The organism is Enterobacter sp. 01-M-03-SI-ECC, assembly GCF_047530215.1.
Taxonomy (GTDB): domain Bacteria; phylum Pseudomonadota; class Gammaproteobacteria; order Enterobacterales; family Enterobacteriaceae; genus Enterobacter; species Enterobacter chengduensis.
Window position 1 is genome coordinate 20,005 of sequence record NZ_JBLKDA010000003.1, and the last position, 17,686, is coordinate 37,690.

Here is a 17,686-nt window from a genome sequence, read left to right on the forward strand (position 1 = left end):
TTTAGCAGTAATGATGCAATTGATGCTATTGGTTATTGCCGTAAAAATGGAGGTATTCAACCGAGGGAGGAAAATATGGAAAACCAGATTAACGATCTCCGCAGCGCCATCGCCTTACTGCAGCAACACGAAGGGCAGTATATTGAAACCCATCATCCGGTCGATCCTAATGCAGAGCTGGCGGGGGTTTACCGCCACATCGGCGCGGGCGGCACGGTAAAACGCCCGACCCGCATCGGCCCGGCCATGATGTTCAACAGCGTGAAGGGCTACCCGGACTCGCGCATTCTGGTGGGCATGCACGCCAGCCGCGAGCGGGCGGCGCTCCTGTTAGGCTGCGAGCCCTCTGAACTGGCAAAACACGTCGGCCAGGCGGTGAAAAAGCCGATAGCGCCGGTGGTGGTCCCTGCCTCGCAGGCGCCCTGCCAGGAGCAGGTCTTCTACGCTGACGATCCGGACTTCGACCTGCGCAAGCTGCTTCCGGCACCGACCAACACGCCGATTGATGCGGGCCCGTTCTTCTGCCTGGGGCTGGTGCTGGCAAGCGACCCGGAGGACAGCTCGCTGACGGACGTCACCATTCACCGCCTCTGCGTTCAGGAGCGCGACGAGCTTTCCATGTTCCTTGCCGCCGGTCGCCATATCGAAGTCTTCCGCAAAAAAGCGGAAGCGGCCGGAAAACCGCTGCCGGTGACGATCAACATGGGGCTCGATCCCGCCATCTATATCGGCGCGTGCTTTGAGGCTCCCACGACGCCGTTTGGCTACAACGAGCTGGGCGTGGCCGGGGCGCTGCGCCAGCAGCCGGTGGAGCTGGTGCAGGGCGTGGCGGTCAAAGAGAAAGCGATCGCGCGGGCGGAAATCATTATCGAAGGTGAACTGCTCCCTAACGTGCGCGTAAGAGAAGATCAGCACACCAATACCGGCCACGCGATGCCGGAGTTCCCGGGCTACTGCGGCGAGGCGAACCCCTCCCTGCCGGTGATCAAGGTGAAAGCCGTGACCATGCGAAACCACGCGATCCTGCAAACGCTGGTGGGACCGGGAGAAGAACATACCACCCTGGCCGGTTTGCCGACGGAGGCCAGCATCCGCAACGCCGTTGAGGAGGCGATCCCGGGCTTCCTGCAAAACGTCTACGCCCATACCGCGGGCGGCGGCAAGTTCCTCGGTATCCTGCAGGTGAAAAAACGCCAGCCGTCAGACGAAGGGCGTCAGGGCCAGGCGGCGCTCATTGCCTTAGCCACCTATTCGGAGCTCAAGAACATCATTCTTGTCGACGAAGACGTGGATATTTTCGACAGCGACGACATCCTGTGGGCGATGACCACCCGCATGCAGGGGGATGTCAGCATCACCAATATTCCGGGGATCCGCGGCCACCAGCTCGATCCGTCCCAGTCGCCGGATTACAGCAACTCGATTCGCGGCAACGGCATTTCCTGCAAGACCATCTTCGACTGCACGGTGCCGTGGGCGCTGAAGGACCGCTTCGAGCGCGCCCCGTTTATGGAGGTGGACCCGCGTCCGTGGGCGCCGACGCTGTTTGCTGACAATACGAAATAAAATCAGCGTATGGCCTGCGGGTCATACGCTGATTTTCTTCTCAAGCGTGGCAATATTTTCACCCGCCACGCGTTCCACGGTGAAACGATCGACGCTCAGCAAAATGAGCATCAGCCCCCTGCCGCTCTCCAGCAGCGGCGACATTTCACTGAAACGGTCTCGCCTGGCGGCCTCAAGCCGCTCCAGCGGGAACGCATCACCCGCGTCGCTAAAAATAACGCAGGCATCGTTGCCGCGAATGTCGAAACGTACGCTAAAGAGGCGCGAGCTATCCTCGTGCAGCGCGTAGCGGATGATATTCGTCGCCGCTTCACAGACGGCGAGATCGAAGGCGAAACGCCACTCGTCGTCTACGGCGAGCGCGCTCAGCCGCTCTCCCAGCCAGCCGGCAAGCGGCGTCAGGGAATCGATCGCCGCCGGAAATTCAGCATGGTCCGGCCCCGGCATCTACGGCCCCAGCTGCGCAAGCGCGCTGCTTTTATCCGGATAGATGCGGAATATGCGATCCATTCGGGTCAGGGTGAACATATTCATGATCCCCGGGTTCAGGGCGCACAGCGCCATTTCGCCTTTGCCGTTCATCAGCTTAAACAATGACACCAGCATCCCCAGCCCGCTGCTGTCGATGAAATCCACTTTGCTAAAGTCGACGATTAAGGCTTTACGATCGCTGCCAATCTCTTCAGCGACAGAGGCCTTAAACGCGGCGGCAACAGAGGCATCCAGCCGCCGGATTGCGGGCGTAAGAATGTTGGCGTGCGGTAGTCTTTCAGTATTAACGATCATTCTGTTCTCCCTGACGCTCGATCACTAACAGTGAAACGTCATCGGTTAAGGCGGTCGGTTCATCACGATTCGCGTTGCGCCAGCCGGTCAGGTGGTCACCGAACCGCGGCAGGAGTTCGTCAACCGGCAGCCGGGCGTGCTGCTGAAGCCAGCGTTCAAGACGCTGCGGGCCAAACTGCTCCCCCCCGACGTTCTCGCACTCCGTGATACCGTCGCTGAATAAGCATAAACGATCCCCTGGATTGAGGGTAAACGTGACGTCCTCCCAGCTCAGGTCCGGGATCAGCCCGACCGGCGGTCCGCCATCGCCCACCGAGGTGACGGCACGCGCCGCATTCACAATAAGGGGGGTAGGATGTCCGGCCTGGCACAACACCCCCTGACCGCTGTCTGGATCGATCACCCCGTAGATGATGGTGAAATAGCTGGTGATGTCGCTCTCTTCGCTGCAAAAGCGGCTGTTCAGTATCCTGACGACCTCGGCAGGTGACTGAATCCCGCCCTCTTCGGTAAACAAAAAACGATCCACCACTCTGCCGTGCAGGAACTGACGCGCCACCGCAAGGGACATCATCGCCGCCCCCACGCCGTGGCCGGACACATCCACGCAGTAAAACCCCAGATGCGAATCGAGAGCAAAAATATTGAAAACATCACCCGCGACCCACGCTGAGGGTAAAAAAAGCCAGTCGGAAAAATAGTCGCCGAAGCGTAAGCGGTGCGAAGGCAGCACCGAGTGCTGAACGCGCGCCGCCAGCTCAAGATCCTTTTCAATCTGGCGTAACGCTTCACTCAGACGCTTGTTGTGCGCCGCAAGGGTCGCCTCCAGCGTCAAAATGCGCCCCCCGGCGTGCAGCCGCGCCCGCAGCTCGTCCTGCTCGACGGGCTTATTCAAAAATTCATCGGCTCCGGCGTCAAAACCCCGCGCCAAATCTCCCGAATTCTCACGCGCCGTCAGCAGAATGACGTACACGTAGTGGCCCCATTCCCGGCTGCGGATCGCCTTGCAGAGGGCAAGTCCGTCCATTTCAGGCATTTCCCAGTCGCTAATGACCATGCTGACGGGCTGGCTGGACAATATTTCCAGCGCGGCGATGCCATTTTCCGCTTCGCTCACGGTGTAGCCCCACTGGATGAGCATTCGGGAGAGTAAGCGACGATAAATCAGTGAATCTTCGACGATTAATACGTGCAGCGCTGACATGCATCCCTCCTAGATCGGTAAGAACCAGATGAGGCTCACGGTCCCTTCCCTGAATTTTGAATTCCCGCTGCCATGACCCGGATAGCGCGTCCCCGCATAGTTCGCATACTGGATGGAGAACGACCCCGGCGTATAGCCCGCGTAGCCAAAGCTGTAGCTGTAATCGCCGTTCCAGGGCTGCTGCTGGCTGCTGTCCGGGAACCAGAATGCCGTTGCGCGAATGAAGAAATTTTGCCTGAAGGTATAGCCGCAGCCGCCGAGCATGACGTTTTTATTTTTGCGGATATCGTTACTGCTGAGGTCATAGTAGCGTGGAGCCCAGCTGTACCCGATCTGGCAAATAATGGAGTCGCCTTTGTTGATCAGTAGCGAATTTTCTACCGGCTTGGGCAAAGAAAACTTATAGGCCAGCGTAAACGCGCCCTGTTCGAAATAGGTGTGTCTCCGGCTGCCCGACGTCCAGAAGTGGTTTTCGCCGTAGTTGCCGTAAACCAGGCTCACCGTATTGGCATGCCAGTCGTCATAGCCGAAACTGTAGCGAAAATCCGTGGTGTAGCGGTTGGTATCTCTGATCGGCAAGCGAGAGGTTATGTTGGCAAACCAGAAGCTATAGGGGGAATACTGCAGGCTAAGGTTCACCGTCTGGTTAAGCGTGTTCTTCTGCGCGGCGCCGTCCGAGCTGTTAGGCACGCTCACCAGCTGCTCTTTCAGCCCTGAACTAAAGCTCAGGGCACCAGAAAATTGCTTCTCATTCCCCGAGAACAGCCGCCCCCAGCGGCTGGTAAAGACGCCAGCCTGAACGGGTTCGCCGTTCCGATCGCGCAGCGTGTCTGCCGCATCCGCCGCAGGTATCGCGGCGAGCAGGACGCCCGCCAGAAGCCATTTTTCGCGCATAGCCGCCATCCTTAGTTAGGTATCCAGCGTGCGGCAACGTTGTATTTTGCCATCAGCCATAACACGCCCAGCGCCGCCGCATGCACTAACGTATTTTCTATCCAGGCGTGACGCCATAAGTCGAAGGTGATGAACTGGCTCACCAGCAGCACCACGTACACATGCAAAATAAAGGTATAAAGCGAGTGCTGGCCTAGCGGGATCAGAAACCATCCCAGCAGGCGGTTAAGCGGCGTCCAGCAATACGTCAGCACCAGATAGACGGTGACCATCAGGGCGATATCGTTCAGCACCCGCACCGGGCCCAGCTCATTCTTCGCCGCCCAGGTGTGGTAAAACGTATTGAAGCTGTCAGGTGAAATGACGTGTAGCATCAGTGCGGGCGGCATAAACGGGTTGGTATGGTTCTGGGCAACAAAACCCAGAACGAGCGCCACTATCACCAGCGCAGCTATCACCCCTTTTCCTGCCGGGGTGCGGGCGAAAGAGATCAGTTCAGCCTTGTACCAGCCGCTGGCCATGCCCAGCACGAAGATGAACTGCCAGACCAGCAGCGGAAAAGCGAACTCGAATTCCGACGGCGTGAGCCGCACCGGCCACTGCTGCCACAGGCCGTACACCAGCAGCGACAGCCCCAGCAGCCACCAGACCTTTCCTTTCTGCAGCATCCCTAAAAAAAGGGGGCTAAAGAGCAGCAAAAAGATATATAGCCCCAGAATCTGCGTCTGATGAGGGCCTATCTGCAAATAGAGAATAATGTTGAACCAGGTCTCCTTTATTTGCGGCGTAACCGGATAAAGCGACCAGCTTTCACCTGAAAAGCGGTCGGTAAAGTGGGTGACCTCGAAAAGATTAATATGCGGGACATAGCTCAGCAAAATAAACGACACTATGATAATGATATTTACGCGATATATTTTCCACGCCCTGAGATAAATCCCCCAGGAAACCGTGAGCAAAACCGCTTTTTGCAGGCGCGCGCGATTCAGCATGCCCAGCATAAATCCTGAAAGAATGACAAAGCCCTCTGCACCGGTTGTTAACCCAAAACGCTCCCAGGAGAATATATTAAATACCGACATCACCTCCGTGTGCGCCACCACCATCATGACGAGGGCAATGCCGCGCATAAAGTCGATTCTCAGGTCCCGGGCACCTGCCACGTCGTACCGCCATGATATTGATTTGACTTCATCTTCTTGCGCAAGCGACGGCGCAACATGGCTCATAGGGTGTCCTTTGCCTGGAAATGAAAACAACGTTCTAAATAAAGTAGATAGCCTAAAGGAATAGTATCCGCAATTTATCGCAGGCAGAAGAAATTAATTAAGCTAAGTTTAAATTCGATTAACGCCCACTAAATAATAGTAATAAACGTTGCTGGACACTTTTATTCGGCGTTCTACACTTACCTTAAATCTTGTTTAGTCGCCATTTTCTGTTACTTTCGGGCCACTGCCTGCGCCGCAGATTGGGTCTGCATTTTTCACGGAATCAGGAACGCCGGAACTATGGATTTTTATTTTTCCCGTTTTGAACAACGTCGACCTCCGGAACCGTTAAAAACACCGCGCTGGGTCATGATGACCTGGCAGGTGCTTGCGGTCGCGGCGCTTATTCTGGGCGCAAATTATATTTACTGGCGCTGGACCGCTTCCCTGAATACCGACGCGCTATGGTATGCCATACCGCTGGTCCTCGCCGAAACCCTGGCCTGGATAGGCACCGTGCTGTTTACCATCAACTTGTGGAAAGAACAGGATCCTCCCCAGAGCCCGCCGCCTGGCGAGATTAACGAATGCCTGGCACCTGACGAGGCCGTAGAGCCCCGTCCCGTTAAGGTGGATCTGTTCATTGCCACCTACTCCGAAGACACCGAGCTGGTCAGGCTGTCCATTCGCGACGCCCTGAAGATGGAATACCCGTTCCCGATTGACTATCGCATCCACGTGCTCGACGACGGCCGCCGCCCGGAGATGAAAGCCGTCTGTGAAGAGGAAGGCGTTAACTATATCAGCCGTCAGACCAACATCGGCTTTAAGGCGGGCAACCTGCGCAACGGTCTGGAGCAAACCGACGGCGATTTTATTGTGATCTGCGACGCCGATACCCGCGTATTTCCCACCTTGCTCAGCCATACGCTGGGCTATTTTCGCGATCCGGATGTCGCCTGGGTCCAGACGCCGCAGTGGTTCTTCGATCTCCCGGAAGGGGAAAATCTGTCGCGCTGGGGGCAGCGAAAAGCCGGAAAAGTGGGCTACGGCCTGGGCTGGCTGATTCAGAAATTTGTCGGACCGGTCACCGTTGGCCGCGACCCGTTTTTTAACGATCCGCGCATGTTCTATGACGTCATCCTGCGGCGGCGCAACTGGGCCAACGCGGCATTCTGCTGCGGCGCGGCGTCCATCCACCGTCGCGAGGCGGTCATGCAGGCCGCGCTGCGCAGCTACGTCTGGTCCGTCGAAGAGGAGATCCATCGCCATACCCGCGACATCCGCGATGACGAAACGCGGGAAGCGCTGCAGGAGGCGATGCGCCCGCACGTGGCGTTCGACACCGAACTCACCCCCTACAAATTCCACGTCTCCGAAGATATCTACACCTCGGTGCTGCTGCACGGTGACGCCGCCCGGCGCTGGCGCTCGGTCATGCATCCGCGCGTTGAGTCGAAGATGCTCTCGCCGCAGGATATGCTGACCTGGATGATCCAGCGCTTTAAGTACGCCGCCGGTTCGCTGGATATTTTGTTCCATGACAATATCTTCAGCCGTCGCCGCTTCAGGCTTTCGCTTCCCCAGACGCTGATGTATGCCACCACCTTCTGGTCCTATATGGCCTGCGTGTGGAACACGGTATTTTTGATCTCACCCATTATCTATCTGTTCACCGGCATTCCACCGGTCTCCGCCTGGTCGACGCCGTTCTATCTCCATTTTCTGCCGTTTTTTATCGTCTCGGAGCTGGCCTTTATGTTCGGAACCTGGGGGATCTCGGCCTGGGACGGCAGGGCCTCTTACCTCTCCTTCTTTTCCATGAACCTGCGCGCGCTTAATACGGTGCTGCGGGGCGAGCAGATCAAATTTCACGTCACGCCAAAAGAGCGGCAGACGGGCCGTTTTCTCTACCTGGTAAAGCCGCAGATTGCCATCGTGATGCTCACCCTCGCAGGGCTTATCTGGGGTGGGATTCAGGTCGCGCGCGGTCAGGTGGACGACCCTTCCGGCTACGTGATCAATATATTCTGGGGAGGGGTGAACATCGCTGCCATGCTTCCCCTGATTTTTGCGGCCATGTGGACGCCCGCTGAAGAGGACGAGGTCACCCCATGAGGATACGTGATGCCCTGCTTTCCGCGCGCAGTTACCTCACCATCTTGCTCGGGTTTCTGCTCGGCTTTGCCGTGGTGGTCTGGGTTGAGAAACAGATGCCTACCCGCGTGGAGAGCAGCGGCGGCATCGCGCTCAGTAAAGACTTCCCGCCGCTGCCCGCGAAGCGCGCGCTGACCTATGACGAAGCCATCTGGGCGCGGGTCGCCTGGCAATACTACGTGAATAATACCCAGCCGAACGGCCTGGCGAACGCCAGCGACGGCGAGCCCTGGCTGAGCCTCTGGAGCGTCGGAAGCTACCTGTTTGCGACCGCTGCCGCAGAGCAGCTCAACATTATTTCCACCGATGAGTTCGACGAGAGGATCGGCACCGCCCTGTTCACGCTCGGACAACTGCCGCTCAACGAGCAGGGCCTTCCTGCCGCGTATTACCATGCGGATACCCTGAAGATCCTCGGGAAACCCGACGCCTCGGCAATTGGGCTGAGCCGCCTGCTGACGGCGCTGCAAACCCTCCTGTGGCGCTATCCTCAGCACGCGGCGGCTATCAACGATCTGATTAGCCTCTGGAACACCGGCGCTCTGATAGAAAATAACGACCAAAGCCAGGCGGCCGTGCCGCTTCACCACTGGGCGCTGACCGCTGACGAACAGCGGGACAGCTTTGGCTACCGTCTCTACGCCAGCCATACGCTACGTCTGATTGACAGCACGGCGGGCCTTGCGGTCACCAATCCGCCGGAAGGGCAAAAGATGGTCGATCTGGACGGCGTGATGGTGCCCGATGAAGGGCTACGCACGCCGTGGGGAAAGCAAACCTCCCTCATCAGTCTCCCGTATCTGCTAACCGGTCTTGAGCTGGGCTTTGATGCGCAGAGCGCTGAAATTGCGTGGCGGATTATGCAGATCCAGCAGCGGCGCCATAGCCTGCGCACCCCAAAACCGCCGATCAGCACGGATTATGCTGAACCGGCGCCGGATTACGTTAACGATCTGCCGAACAGGCAGCCGGTTCAGTCACGCGCCCTGCGCGACGAGGTGCCGGAGAAGGTGGCGATAGCCTCAACCCGCACCGCATTTGCCTGGTATGCCCTGTTCCGCAATAGCTGGAGCGAAGCGCTACGCCAGCAGGTTGTGCCGCTTCAGGTGCCGGGTAAGGGCTGGCAGCGCGGGTTGAATCTCAACAACAGCGTCAATGCCGTCGTGGACGCCGATACCAATGCCATCGTGCTGGAAAGTTTGTCGTACATCGCGCACGGCCAGATGCTTTGTCTGGCCTGCCTTAACACGGTTCCCTATTCATCCACTCCTGCAGGAGCAACGCCATGAAGCCACGATCCACGATCCTTTTCCACCTGCTCGCGGGAATAACGATCTGCTGGCTGGCGCTTTCGACCGCGCGTGCGGATACCGAGCTGCCTGCATCGGGTTACTCTCCGCGCAGCGGCGAGCTGACGGCCAGAGAGATGACCATCGCGAAGAACGCATGGCAGTATTTCGTCTCCAACTATCAGCCTACGACGGGCCTGGTAAATGCGGTAAACAAATATCCCTCCACCACCATGTGGGACAGCGCCTCCTATCTGGCTGCCCTGACGGCGGCGCGCGAGCTGGGGATTATTGATAAAGCAGAATTCGATCGCCGGATGCTGAAATTTCTCGCCACGTTGAATACCCTGGTGCTGTTCCGCAACGAGCTGCCTAACAAAGCCTATAACACCATCAGCGCCCAGAAGGTGGACTACACCAACAAGCCCGGCGAAATTGGCTTCTCGGCGCTGGATATCGGGCGGATGCTGGTCTGGCTGAAAATCATCAAGGAACGTTATCCGGAGTATGGCAACAGCGTGGATAACGTGGTGCTCGGCTGGGATTTCAGCCATGCGATCGACCCCTGCGGCACGCTGTACGGGGCCTATCTGGAAAACGGCCAGCCGAAGTATGTTCAGGAGGGCCGCCTGGGCTATGAAGAGTATGGCGCGGCGGGCTTCCAGCTGTGGGGCTTTAATACCTGTAAAGCCAGCCGCCCACAGCCTTACGAGCTGGCCGAGATCTACTGCGTGCTGGTCCCGTACGATTCACGCGATCCGCGCGACACCTCTCAGCATAACTACGTGGTGACGGAATCTTACCTGCTCTACGGGCTGGAGTTCGGCTTTGATAAGCCGACCGACCGGGACAACGCCCCGGGCGACTACTCCCTGACGTGGATGAAAAACTTTGCCGACCGCGTTTATCAGGCTCAGGAGAACCGCTATACCATTACCGGTGTCCTCACCGCGCGCTCCGAGCACCAGCTCGATAAAGCCCCGTACTTCGTCTATGACACCGTCTTCAGCGACGGGTACAACTGGAACACCATTACCGATAAGGGCCAGTTCGTCCCTGACGTTGCCGCGATTTCGTTAAAGGCGGCGCTGGGCATGTGGGTGCTGTGGAACTCCCCTTATACCGACCGCCTGCTGAACACCATTGAAAATGCCAACGAAGAGGGAAAAGGCTACTACGAGGGGCTGTATGAAAACGGTGACGGCCCGATCAAAGAGTTCACGGCGAACAATAACGGCATCATGCTGGAGGCCCTGCTGTTCAAAAAAGAGGGAAAACTGCTGGCCTTCAACACCGCCAACCCGAAGAGCAAGGATTTTGCCCCGTCTCTGTGGGATCAGAAGCTGCTCGATCAGTTTGAAGAGAACAACGCGCAGCGCAACCGTCCGTTCCTGAGCAGCACGCCGTCGGTAAAAAGCTGGTGCGACCGAACCGGCGTCACGCTGCGCACCAAACCCGCCTGTCAGGCCTGTCAGTGCGCGTCATGCAGCATAGATGAGCCCGTCAAACTGCCTCCGGTGACTGCACAATGCTTAAAACCATAGCCAGAGGGCTCGCGGGATTACTTCTCGCCGGCGGGGTCGCGTTTGCCCTGTTTGCTCATCAGGGTGCGGGCTGGCGCTGGCTCATCAACGGCGGCTGGCACTCCAGCGCGCGTATCGCCGCCCTGACGCCGGAAGAACGGCAGTGGGCGGCGATCGCCTGGCGCTATTTCGCCAATAATACCCAGCCGCAAACCGGGCTGGTCAACGGGAGCGACAGCCAGCCCCGCGTCACGCTCTGGCAAATGGGCGATACGCTGATCGCCCTGCTGGCGGCCAAAGAGCTGGGGCTGATTGACGACGTCGAGTATGACGCCCGCCTGACCCGTCTGATGGGCACCCTTAACCGCCTGATGCTCACCGATGCCCGGACGCCGGGTCGGCTCTATTCCAGCCAGACGGCGACGCCCGTCGACTTTAGCGGTAAGCCCATCAAAAATGGTTGGTCCGCACGCGACATGGCGCGCCTGATGCTCGCCCTGCGCCTCACCGCGGAGCGGGAGCCGCAGTACAGCGAATACCTGGATAAAATTATCCTGCGCTGGAATTTCTGCCCGGTCATCGATAGCGAAGGCGAACTGTGGTCATCGTCCCTGCAAAACGGCCAGCCGGTCGTCCGGGAAGAGCTGCGCCTGGGCGAGAGCGAATATGCCGCGACGGCGTTCCAGCTGTGGGGATTTTCTCCGGATAAGGCGTTTACGCCCCCGGCGCGCCACGTCATCATCGCCCAGCGGCGTCTGGCCGTGGATGCGCGGGATCCGCGCACCACGTGGCAGCCCTCTCTGATTACCACCCTTCCCTATATGCTGCCGGGCCTGGAGTTTGGCTGGGAGCCGGAGGGCGTGGGCGCCGACCTGCAAAAGCGTCTGCGCAAGCAGGCCGAAAACCTCTGGCTGAGCCAGAAGACCCGCTGGGAGACCGATAGGGTCCTCACGGCAAGGGCAGATTTCTCGCTTTTACAGGCCCCCTGGCATATTCAGGATACCGTCTGGGGAAATGGCTATGCCTGGAACACCGTCGGCGACGATGGCCAGGACTATACCCGTTTTGCCCAAGTATCGACCAAGGCGGTTTTTGCCCTGTGGGCGCTGTGGGACACCCCTTACACCGACGTGCTGATGTCGGTGACAAAACACCTTAACGACCCGCAGAAAGGCTGGTATGAAGGCCGCCTTGAGGCCACCGGCGATACCAACGCTGCGTTAACCCTCTCTACTAACGCCACGGTTCTGGAAGCCCTCTTCTTCAAGCACAACGCCGGGCCTCTGTTTGACGTGCGTCGGTCGAAGAAAGAGAGCTACTTTTCACGCCGCCTGGCAGATGAATACACGCCCATCGGTCACTGTCTGCCGGGCGAAAGCGCCGTAAGGAGGACGCCGTGAAGTTCTATCGCGATCTGTTTGAATCCAGCCTGAACCGCGTCTTTCCGAATAATGAAAAAACCGCGTTTTTTCAGACGTTCTATGACGCCTTTGTCCATATGTCGCCCGAGACGGAGCAGCACTTCTCTCGCCTGCCGGAACGGGAAGGTCAGCAGACCCTGTTTAAAAGTTTCTTCGCCATGCTGGCGGTGGACGGCGCCCTGATCGTGCCTGATTTTCTTGAGCGCCTGGCGCGGGAGCAAAGCAATGACGGTCTTCATCTTCCCCCGCGCTTTTTTGCCCTGTGGCGCGAAGCCATGCTGAACGCGGTGAGCCTGCGCGATCCGCTCTGCGACGATGAGATCCTGACCGCCTGGGCGATGGCCATCGCGCCCGGTCTGGAATACCTGCGCCGACAGGCAGAACTGCACTACCGCGCGTAGGGAGAATCACGATGAACGCATTCTCGTACGATCTCAACGCGCTGCCGGCCGCCGTCATGATTTATGACCGTAACGAACGCCTGCTGGCCTGGAATCACAACGTGACCCTGTTTTATCCGGTCATCACACCGTGGCTGAAGGAAGGGACGACACTCGAAGCGCTGGCGGAGCGCTTTATTGATGCCGTTTACAACGTCGATCCTGGCCTGCGCCAGACGCTGCGCGAGTCGATCGTGCGCAACTGTCGACAGGATAAACACTGCGAGGTGCGGCAGGCCGGCCAGCGGCGGATCTTCGTCCAGCATCAGCGGCTGGCGGACGGCGGCATTGTCAGCCTCCACAGCGACATCACCGAGCTGGATGAAGCGCAGCGGGCGCGCTATCAGCTGCATGACGACTTTCTGCTCACGGCGGAATCGATTCATATCGGGATCTGGGACTGGCAGGTTTCTGGCGACACGCTCCAGGTGAACGACACCCTGCTTGCCATGCTGGGCCAGTCGCGCACACAGTGGCGATATCCGGTGCGTTTTCTCCTCAATCAGGTCCACGAGGACGATCGCGCAGCGCTACGCAAGGCGCTGCACGCTTCGAAGCAGGATCATCGTCCGGTCTTTGAATGTGAAATTCGTGTGCATCACCCTACCGAAGGTCTGCGCTGGATGCTGCTGTCCGGCCAGGTGGTCACCCTCTCCATTGAGGGAAACGCCGAGCGCGTGATTGGCACGCTGCAGGATATTACGCGGCGCAAAGAGGCTGAAATTCAGGCGTTCGCCTCGGCCATTGAGGCACAAAAAGCCAATGAGGCGAAAAGCGCGTTCCTGGCGAATATGAGCCATGAAATTCGTACCCCGATGAACGGCATTATTGGCATGACCCAGCTGTGCCTGGATACGTCTCTCAGTGCCGATCAGCGCGATTATCTGACCCTGGTGATGAGCTCTGCCCAGTCTCTGCTGCATATCATCAACGACATTCTCGATTTTTCCCGAATTGAAGCCGGCAAAGTGGAGCTGGAGGCGGACCCCGTGCCTGTCCGCCCCTTTATTCAGTCGCTTATTCGCCCGCACATGCCGGGGGCAAGCGAGAAAGGCATTGAGCTGCTGGTAGATATAGCGCCCGACGTCCCCGACGTGCTGCTGGTCGACGGCGCGCGTCTGCGCCAGATCCTGACCAATTTGCTGGGTAACGCGCTGAAATTTACGCATCAGGGAGAAGTCATCCTGGTCGTGGAGCCAGGCGAAAGCGCGGACCGATGGCGTTTTTGCGTGCGCGACAGCGGCATTGGCATACCGGCAGATAAGCAGAAGGCCATTTTTGAAGCCTTCAGCCAGGCGGATAATTCAACCACCCGCCGCTATGGCGGAACAGGGCTCGGGTTAACCATCTCCGCGAGGCTGGTTGCGGCGATGGGCGGCGAGTTAACGGTCTCCAGCGAGCCGGGAAAAGGCAGCGAGTTTTCGTTCTCGCTGCCGCTGTCGTCACAGGCTCTTGCGTCCGGGGAACGCCCGTATAGCCATCGCTTTAACGGTGAACCCGTTCTGGTGGTCGATGATAACGAGACTAACCTTCGGCTGCTGGCCGCCATGCTCAGCCAGATGGGGCTGAAACCCACCTGCGTTAACAACGCCCGCGAGGCCATTGACCGGGTTAAAACGGGAACAGTATGGCCGCTGATCCTGCTGGACGCGCAGATGCCGGAGATGGACGGCGTGTCCCTGGCCCTTGAGCTTTCGGTACTGCCGCAGGTTGCTGAAAGCCATATCATCATGCTGAGCTCCATGAGCCGGCATTTTGATATCACTATGCTGAAGCGAATCGGGATTAAAAGCTATCTGCATAAGCCTATCGCCCAGGACGAGCTGCATCAGGCGATTGCCGCCGCATTTGAGCGTTCGCCGGTGCCCGTGGGTGAAAGCACGCCCGCGCCTGCCGCCTCTCAAGGGGCTACGGGGCTACGGATCCTGCTGGCTGAAGATAATCTGGTTAACCAGAAGGTCGCCGCGCGCCTGCTTGAGCGGCTCGGCCACAGCTGTCAGATCGTCGATAACGGCGTCGCGCTGCTGGAACGATGGCGCGCGGACGTCTGGGACGTTTTGCTGATCGACCTTCAAATGCCAGAGATGGACGGCGAGACCGCCATTCGCCTGCTTCGTGAAGAAGAACGGTCCCGGCCCGGCCCGGCTCAGCCCACCGTCGCCATGACCGCTCACGCCATGCAGGGGGATAAAGAGCGCTGTCTCAACATGGGGTTCGATGGCTACATTGCTAAACCCATCAGCCAGGCGCGTCTCGCCGAGGAGATTGCCCGCGTGCTCGAGCGCCACGATGAGTCCGCCGGTTTTCCGGATGAAGCGCGCCTGCTGAAACAGTGCGCTGACGATCCCGACCTGGTGCAGGAGCTGCTGGCCCTGTTTGGGGAAGGACTCAATGAGGCGATTAAAACCATTACCCTGGCTATCGACAGCAACGACCGCGACGCCCTGCGACGCGCAGCCCATAAGCTGCGCGGAGAAGCCGTCACCCTGGACTTCAGCACGCTCGCACAGCAGCTTCAGGTGCTGGAAAGCGACGCGCACGCGCTGGATGGGCAACAGCTTGCGGCGCTGAATGACAATCTTCGTAAGGAATCGCTGCGCCTGCTGGCGTGGCTCAACGCGCGCGGGGTAAACGAACCATGACGAGAAGCTTCGCACTGCTTTTTTCGCTCTTTATTCCCCCGCTGGCGGCGAACCCGGTCCCGGTCAGCTGGTCTCTCGCGGGAGAGTGGCAGGTCCAGGACGCTAACGACAGCACCACGCCTTCCGCGTCAGGCTGGCGCGCGCTCAAGGTTCCGGCCAACTGGTACAGCGCCGGATACGATCATCAGGGGGCGCTGTGGTATAAGCAGGCGTTTACCGTGTCCGCGCAGCCGCCCGACGTGATGAGCACCCTCGTGTTTGACGGCGTCGATTATCTGGCGGACGTCACGCTGAACGGCCAGCCGCTGGGCAGGCATGAGGGCTATTTTCAGCGCTTTTCGCTGGATGCCAGCTCAGCGTTACAACGTCACAACCGGCTCGTGGTGAGGGTGGATAGCCCTTACGAAGATCCACAGAAGGTCTGGCCGCTGCATAAGACCGCCATGAAGGGGATCCTTAACCAGCATGATACGCGCCCCGGGGGCGCCTGGTCGCCGGAAGGACAGGACGCTAACTCTGGCGGCATCTGGGCACCGGTCAGGCTGCATCTCAGCCGGGGTGTGGCGATCGATGACGTTATCCTCCGTCCGGACTGGTCCCGGGGGCTGACGCAGCCAACGCTGAAGGCCGAGATCCGCTATCGCGCGCGCGGTCAGGCCCCGGCTACCGTGCGGCTCACCGCCACGCCCGCCAACTTCAGCGGCAAACGCTACCAGGCAGATTTACCGGTTACCCTCGAAAGCGGGGCCCATTCCGCACAGGTGACGCTGCCCATGCCGGCGGCAAAACTGTGGTGGCCGGTCGGCACGGGGAAACCGCACCTGTATAACATTCGCGTGGCATTACGCGATGAAAACGGCGTGATGGACACGGCGACAACCCGCACCGGGCTGCGCAAAATCGTCGAGCAGCCCGACAATAAAGGCTGGCTCATTAACGACAGGCGTCTTTTCATTAAGGGCAGCAACTACATCGGCTCTCCCTGGCTCGGCACCATGACGCGAGAGAAATATCGTCGCGACCTTCAGCTGGTGAAAGCCATGAACGCCAACGCCATACGCGTGCACGGACACGTTGCCGGGCGCGCGCTGTATGACGTGGCCGATGAGATGGGGATGATGATCTGGCAGGACGTTCCGCTACAGTGGGGCTACGACAGCAGCGATGCCTTTACGGAAAACGCGGTGCGACAGACGCGGGAGATGGTTGAACAGTTCGGGAACTCCCCCGCCATTATCGTCTGGGGCGGCCACAACGAGCCGCCTTGGGATTCGCCGTGGATGGAACAACGCTTCCCGGACTGGAATAAAGATCTGAACCGCACGCTTACGCAACGGGTCGCGGATGCGCTCGCCGAAGATACCTCCCGCATCGTGCATCGCTTTTCCGCCGTTGAGGAGCATTACTGGGCGGGCTGGTATTTCGGCACCGTGCACGACCTGCTTGCTCCGGCTAAAACGGGGATCATTACCGAGTTTGGCGCGCAGGCGCTGCCCCGCCTGTCCACGCTAAAAACCATCATCCCGGCGTCGCACCTGTGGCCAAAAACCACCGCCGCTGACGATCCCGGCTGGACCGTCTGGAAATACCATAACTTTCAGCCCTTCCAGACCTTTAAGTTTGCCGGTATTCCGCGCGGGAAGACTATTCAGGAGATGATTCGAAACACCCAGACGTACCAGTCTGATCTGGTCGCCACGGCGGCAGAAAGCTACCGCCGACAGCGATACCAGCCGGTGACGGCCCTGTTCCACTTCATGTTTGTGGAGACCTGGCCCTCTATCAACTGGGGCGTGGTGGACTACCTGCGTAAGCCTAAGCCCGGGTACTATGCGTTACAACGCGCCTACCAGCCGATTCTGCCGTCCATTGAGCCGGTCACCACCCAGTGGAAATCCGGCTCGGCAGCGACCGTGCGCCTTTGGGCCATCAACGACACCTGGAAACCGTGCAGCGAGTGCCGTCTGACCTGGCGCATCAGCCAGGGCGATAAGGTGCTGGCAAAAGGCACGACGACGATGACGATCGCCGCCGACTCGGGAGAAATGGTAAAAGCGCTTACGGCCACGCCCGTGGGCCAGGACGAGGTGTCGATTCGGTATACGATTGAAAACGGCGCGGGAAAAATTGTCGGTCAAAACCAGCGCACGGAGCCCGTCATAAAGTGAGCGAGGGGAAAAGGAAAATTGCCGCTTCCCCTGCTTTCTTGTACCCTTTCAGCGTTTACCCCAATCCCAATAAAGCGAGACACCCGGACGCCTATGACTGCACATATTTCCAAAGATCCTTTGCATGGCGTGACGCTGGAGATGATCGTTAACGCCCTGGTGGCGAAATATGGCTGGAGCGAGCTGGGCGACCGCATTAAAATTAACTGCTTCAGAAAAGACCCCAGCGTTAAATCGAGCCTGAAATTTCTACGCCGTACCCCGTGGGCACGCGCGGAAGTGGAAGCCCTGTATCTGGACTCTCTCAACGATGAGGGAAACAGAGAGCAGGCGGCGCCCGCCTTTAATCCCTGGGCTAACAGTCGGATTATCAAGAGCTAATACG

The 17,686-nt window shown here is 58.8% G+C and carries 14 protein-coding genes; 9 read left to right on the top strand and 5 right to left on the bottom strand.

Features of this window, described 5'->3' with window-relative positions:
• Window positions 1–75: 75 nt before the first annotated feature.
• Window positions 76–1,566: a UbiD family decarboxylase gene (locus tag ACMWKK_RS03725; RefSeq protein ID WP_045326375.1), complete on the top strand. Its 1,491-nt coding sequence runs from the start codon at window positions 76–78 to the stop codon at window positions 1,564–1,566.
• Window positions 1,567–1,587: 21 nt separating this feature from the next.
• Here the strand turns inward: ACMWKK_RS03725 and ACMWKK_RS03730 are convergent, their stop codons facing one another.
• From ACMWKK_RS03730 to opgC, 5 genes are read right to left on the bottom strand one after another with little or no spacing between them, the layout of a single operon-like run.
• Window positions 1,588–2,013 carry an ATP-binding protein gene (locus ACMWKK_RS03730; protein ID WP_112780224.1) on the bottom strand — a complete coding sequence of 142 codons (426 nt, stop codon included), beginning with the start codon at window positions 2,011–2,013 and terminating at the stop codon, window positions 1,588–1,590.
• Window positions 2,014–2,352 (bottom strand): STAS domain-containing protein, encoded by a 339-nt coding sequence (locus ACMWKK_RS03735; protein ID WP_112780223.1) that lies wholly within the window; start codon window positions 2,350–2,352, stop codon window positions 2,014–2,016.
• Window positions 2,342–3,556 carry a PP2C family protein-serine/threonine phosphatase gene (locus tag ACMWKK_RS03740; protein WP_112780222.1) on the bottom strand — a complete coding sequence of 405 codons (1,215 nt, stop codon included), beginning with the start codon at window positions 3,554–3,556 and terminating at the stop codon, window positions 2,342–2,344. The genes ACMWKK_RS03735 and ACMWKK_RS03740 overlap by 11 nt, the downstream gene beginning before the upstream one ends.
• A 9-nt stretch (window positions 3,557–3,565) precedes the next feature.
• Window positions 3,566–4,450 (bottom strand): hypothetical protein, encoded by an 885-nt coding sequence (locus ACMWKK_RS03745; RefSeq protein WP_112780221.1) that lies wholly within the window; start codon window positions 4,448–4,450, stop codon window positions 3,566–3,568.
• An 11-nt stretch (window positions 4,451–4,461) separates the two neighbouring features.
• Window positions 4,462–5,679: an OpgC domain-containing protein gene (gene opgC / locus ACMWKK_RS03750; RefSeq protein WP_112780220.1), complete on the bottom strand. Its 1,218-nt coding sequence runs from the start codon at window positions 5,677–5,679 to the stop codon at window positions 4,462–4,464.
• A 282-nt stretch (window positions 5,680–5,961) separates the two neighbouring features.
• Between opgC and ACMWKK_RS03755 the strand changes: the two genes are divergently transcribed.
• The 8 genes from ACMWKK_RS03755 to ACMWKK_RS03790 all read left to right on the top strand — a co-directional run bounded on the left by ACMWKK_RS03755 (window position 5,962) and on the right by ACMWKK_RS03790 (window position 17,682).
• Entirely contained in the window at window positions 5,962–7,779 is a 1,818-nt protein-coding gene (locus tag ACMWKK_RS03755) for a glycosyltransferase (RefSeq protein ID WP_045326385.1), read from the top strand.
• On the top strand, window positions 7,776–9,107 hold the full coding sequence (locus ACMWKK_RS03760; RefSeq protein ID WP_112780219.1) for a DUF3131 domain-containing protein: 1,332 nt from the start codon (window positions 7,776–7,778) through the stop codon (window positions 9,105–9,107). Before ACMWKK_RS03755 ends, ACMWKK_RS03760 begins: the two co-directional genes overlap by 4 nt.
• Entirely contained in the window at window positions 9,104–10,651 is a 1,548-nt protein-coding gene (locus ACMWKK_RS03765) for a DUF3131 domain-containing protein (protein ID WP_112780218.1), read from the top strand. Before ACMWKK_RS03760 ends, ACMWKK_RS03765 begins: the two co-directional genes overlap by 4 nt.
• Entirely contained in the window at window positions 10,636–12,030 is a 1,395-nt protein-coding gene (locus ACMWKK_RS03770) for a DUF3131 domain-containing protein (RefSeq protein ID WP_112780217.1), read from the top strand. The genes ACMWKK_RS03765 and ACMWKK_RS03770 overlap by 16 nt, the downstream gene beginning before the upstream one ends.
• Window positions 12,027–12,452, top strand: coding sequence for a globin (locus ACMWKK_RS03775; RefSeq protein WP_112780216.1), 426 nt, complete (start codon window positions 12,027–12,029; stop codon window positions 12,450–12,452). Before ACMWKK_RS03770 ends, ACMWKK_RS03775 begins: the two co-directional genes overlap by 4 nt.
• A gap of 11 nt (window positions 12,453–12,463) precedes the next feature.
• Complete coding sequence (locus ACMWKK_RS03780) at window positions 12,464–15,133, top strand: PAS domain-containing hybrid sensor histidine kinase/response regulator (RefSeq protein ID WP_112780215.1); 2,670 nt, start codon at window positions 12,464–12,466, stop codon at window positions 15,131–15,133.
• On the top strand, window positions 15,130–17,301 hold the full coding sequence (locus ACMWKK_RS03785) for a glycoside hydrolase family 2 protein (RefSeq protein ID WP_112780214.1): 2,172 nt from the start codon (window positions 15,130–15,132) through the stop codon (window positions 17,299–17,301). Before ACMWKK_RS03780 ends, ACMWKK_RS03785 begins: the two co-directional genes overlap by 4 nt.
• A 93-nt stretch (window positions 17,302–17,394) precedes the next feature.
• Window positions 17,395–17,682 carry a VF530 family DNA-binding protein gene (locus tag ACMWKK_RS03790; RefSeq protein WP_045326398.1) on the top strand — a complete coding sequence of 96 codons (288 nt, stop codon included), beginning with the start codon at window positions 17,395–17,397 and terminating at the stop codon, window positions 17,680–17,682.
• The last annotated feature ends 4 nt before the right edge of the window (window positions 17,683–17,686 follow it).

Excerpts from the sequence above, each read along its gene's own strand:
- opgC (WP_112780220.1), bottom strand. The coding sequence starts at position 5,679 with ATGAGCCATGTTGCGCCGTCGCTTGCGCAAGAAGATGAAGTCAAATCA.
- ACMWKK_RS03770 (WP_112780217.1), top strand. The coding sequence starts at position 10,636 with ATGCTTAAAACCATAGCCAGAGGGCTCGCGGGATTACTTCTCGCCGGC.
- ACMWKK_RS03790 (WP_045326398.1), top strand. The coding sequence starts at position 17,395 with ATGACTGCACATATTTCCAAAGATCCTTTGCATGGCGTGACGCTGGAG.
- ACMWKK_RS03765 (WP_112780218.1), top strand. The coding sequence starts at position 9,104 with ATGAAGCCACGATCCACGATCCTTTTCCACCTGCTCGCGGGAATAACG.
- ACMWKK_RS03780 (WP_112780215.1), top strand. The coding sequence starts at position 12,464 with ATGAACGCATTCTCGTACGATCTCAACGCGCTGCCGGCCGCCGTCATG.
- ACMWKK_RS03755 (WP_045326385.1), top strand. The coding sequence starts at position 5,962 with ATGGATTTTTATTTTTCCCGTTTTGAACAACGTCGACCTCCGGAACCG.
- ACMWKK_RS03785 (WP_112780214.1), top strand. The coding sequence starts at position 15,130 with ATGACGAGAAGCTTCGCACTGCTTTTTTCGCTCTTTATTCCCCCGCTG.
- ACMWKK_RS03730 (WP_112780224.1), bottom strand. The coding sequence starts at position 2,013 with ATGCCGGGGCCGGACCATGCTGAATTTCCGGCGGCGATCGATTCCCTG.
- ACMWKK_RS03745 (WP_112780221.1), bottom strand. The coding sequence starts at position 4,450 with ATGCGCGAAAAATGGCTTCTGGCGGGCGTCCTGCTCGCCGCGATACCT.
- ACMWKK_RS03740 (WP_112780222.1), bottom strand. The coding sequence starts at position 3,556 with ATGTCAGCGCTGCACGTATTAATCGTCGAAGATTCACTGATTTATCGT.
- ACMWKK_RS03725 (WP_045326375.1), top strand. The coding sequence starts at position 76 with ATGGAAAACCAGATTAACGATCTCCGCAGCGCCATCGCCTTACTGCAG.
- ACMWKK_RS03760 (WP_112780219.1), top strand. The coding sequence starts at position 7,776 with ATGAGGATACGTGATGCCCTGCTTTCCGCGCGCAGTTACCTCACCATC.
- ACMWKK_RS03735 (WP_112780223.1), bottom strand. The coding sequence starts at position 2,352 with ATGATCGTTAATACTGAAAGACTACCGCACGCCAACATTCTTACGCCC.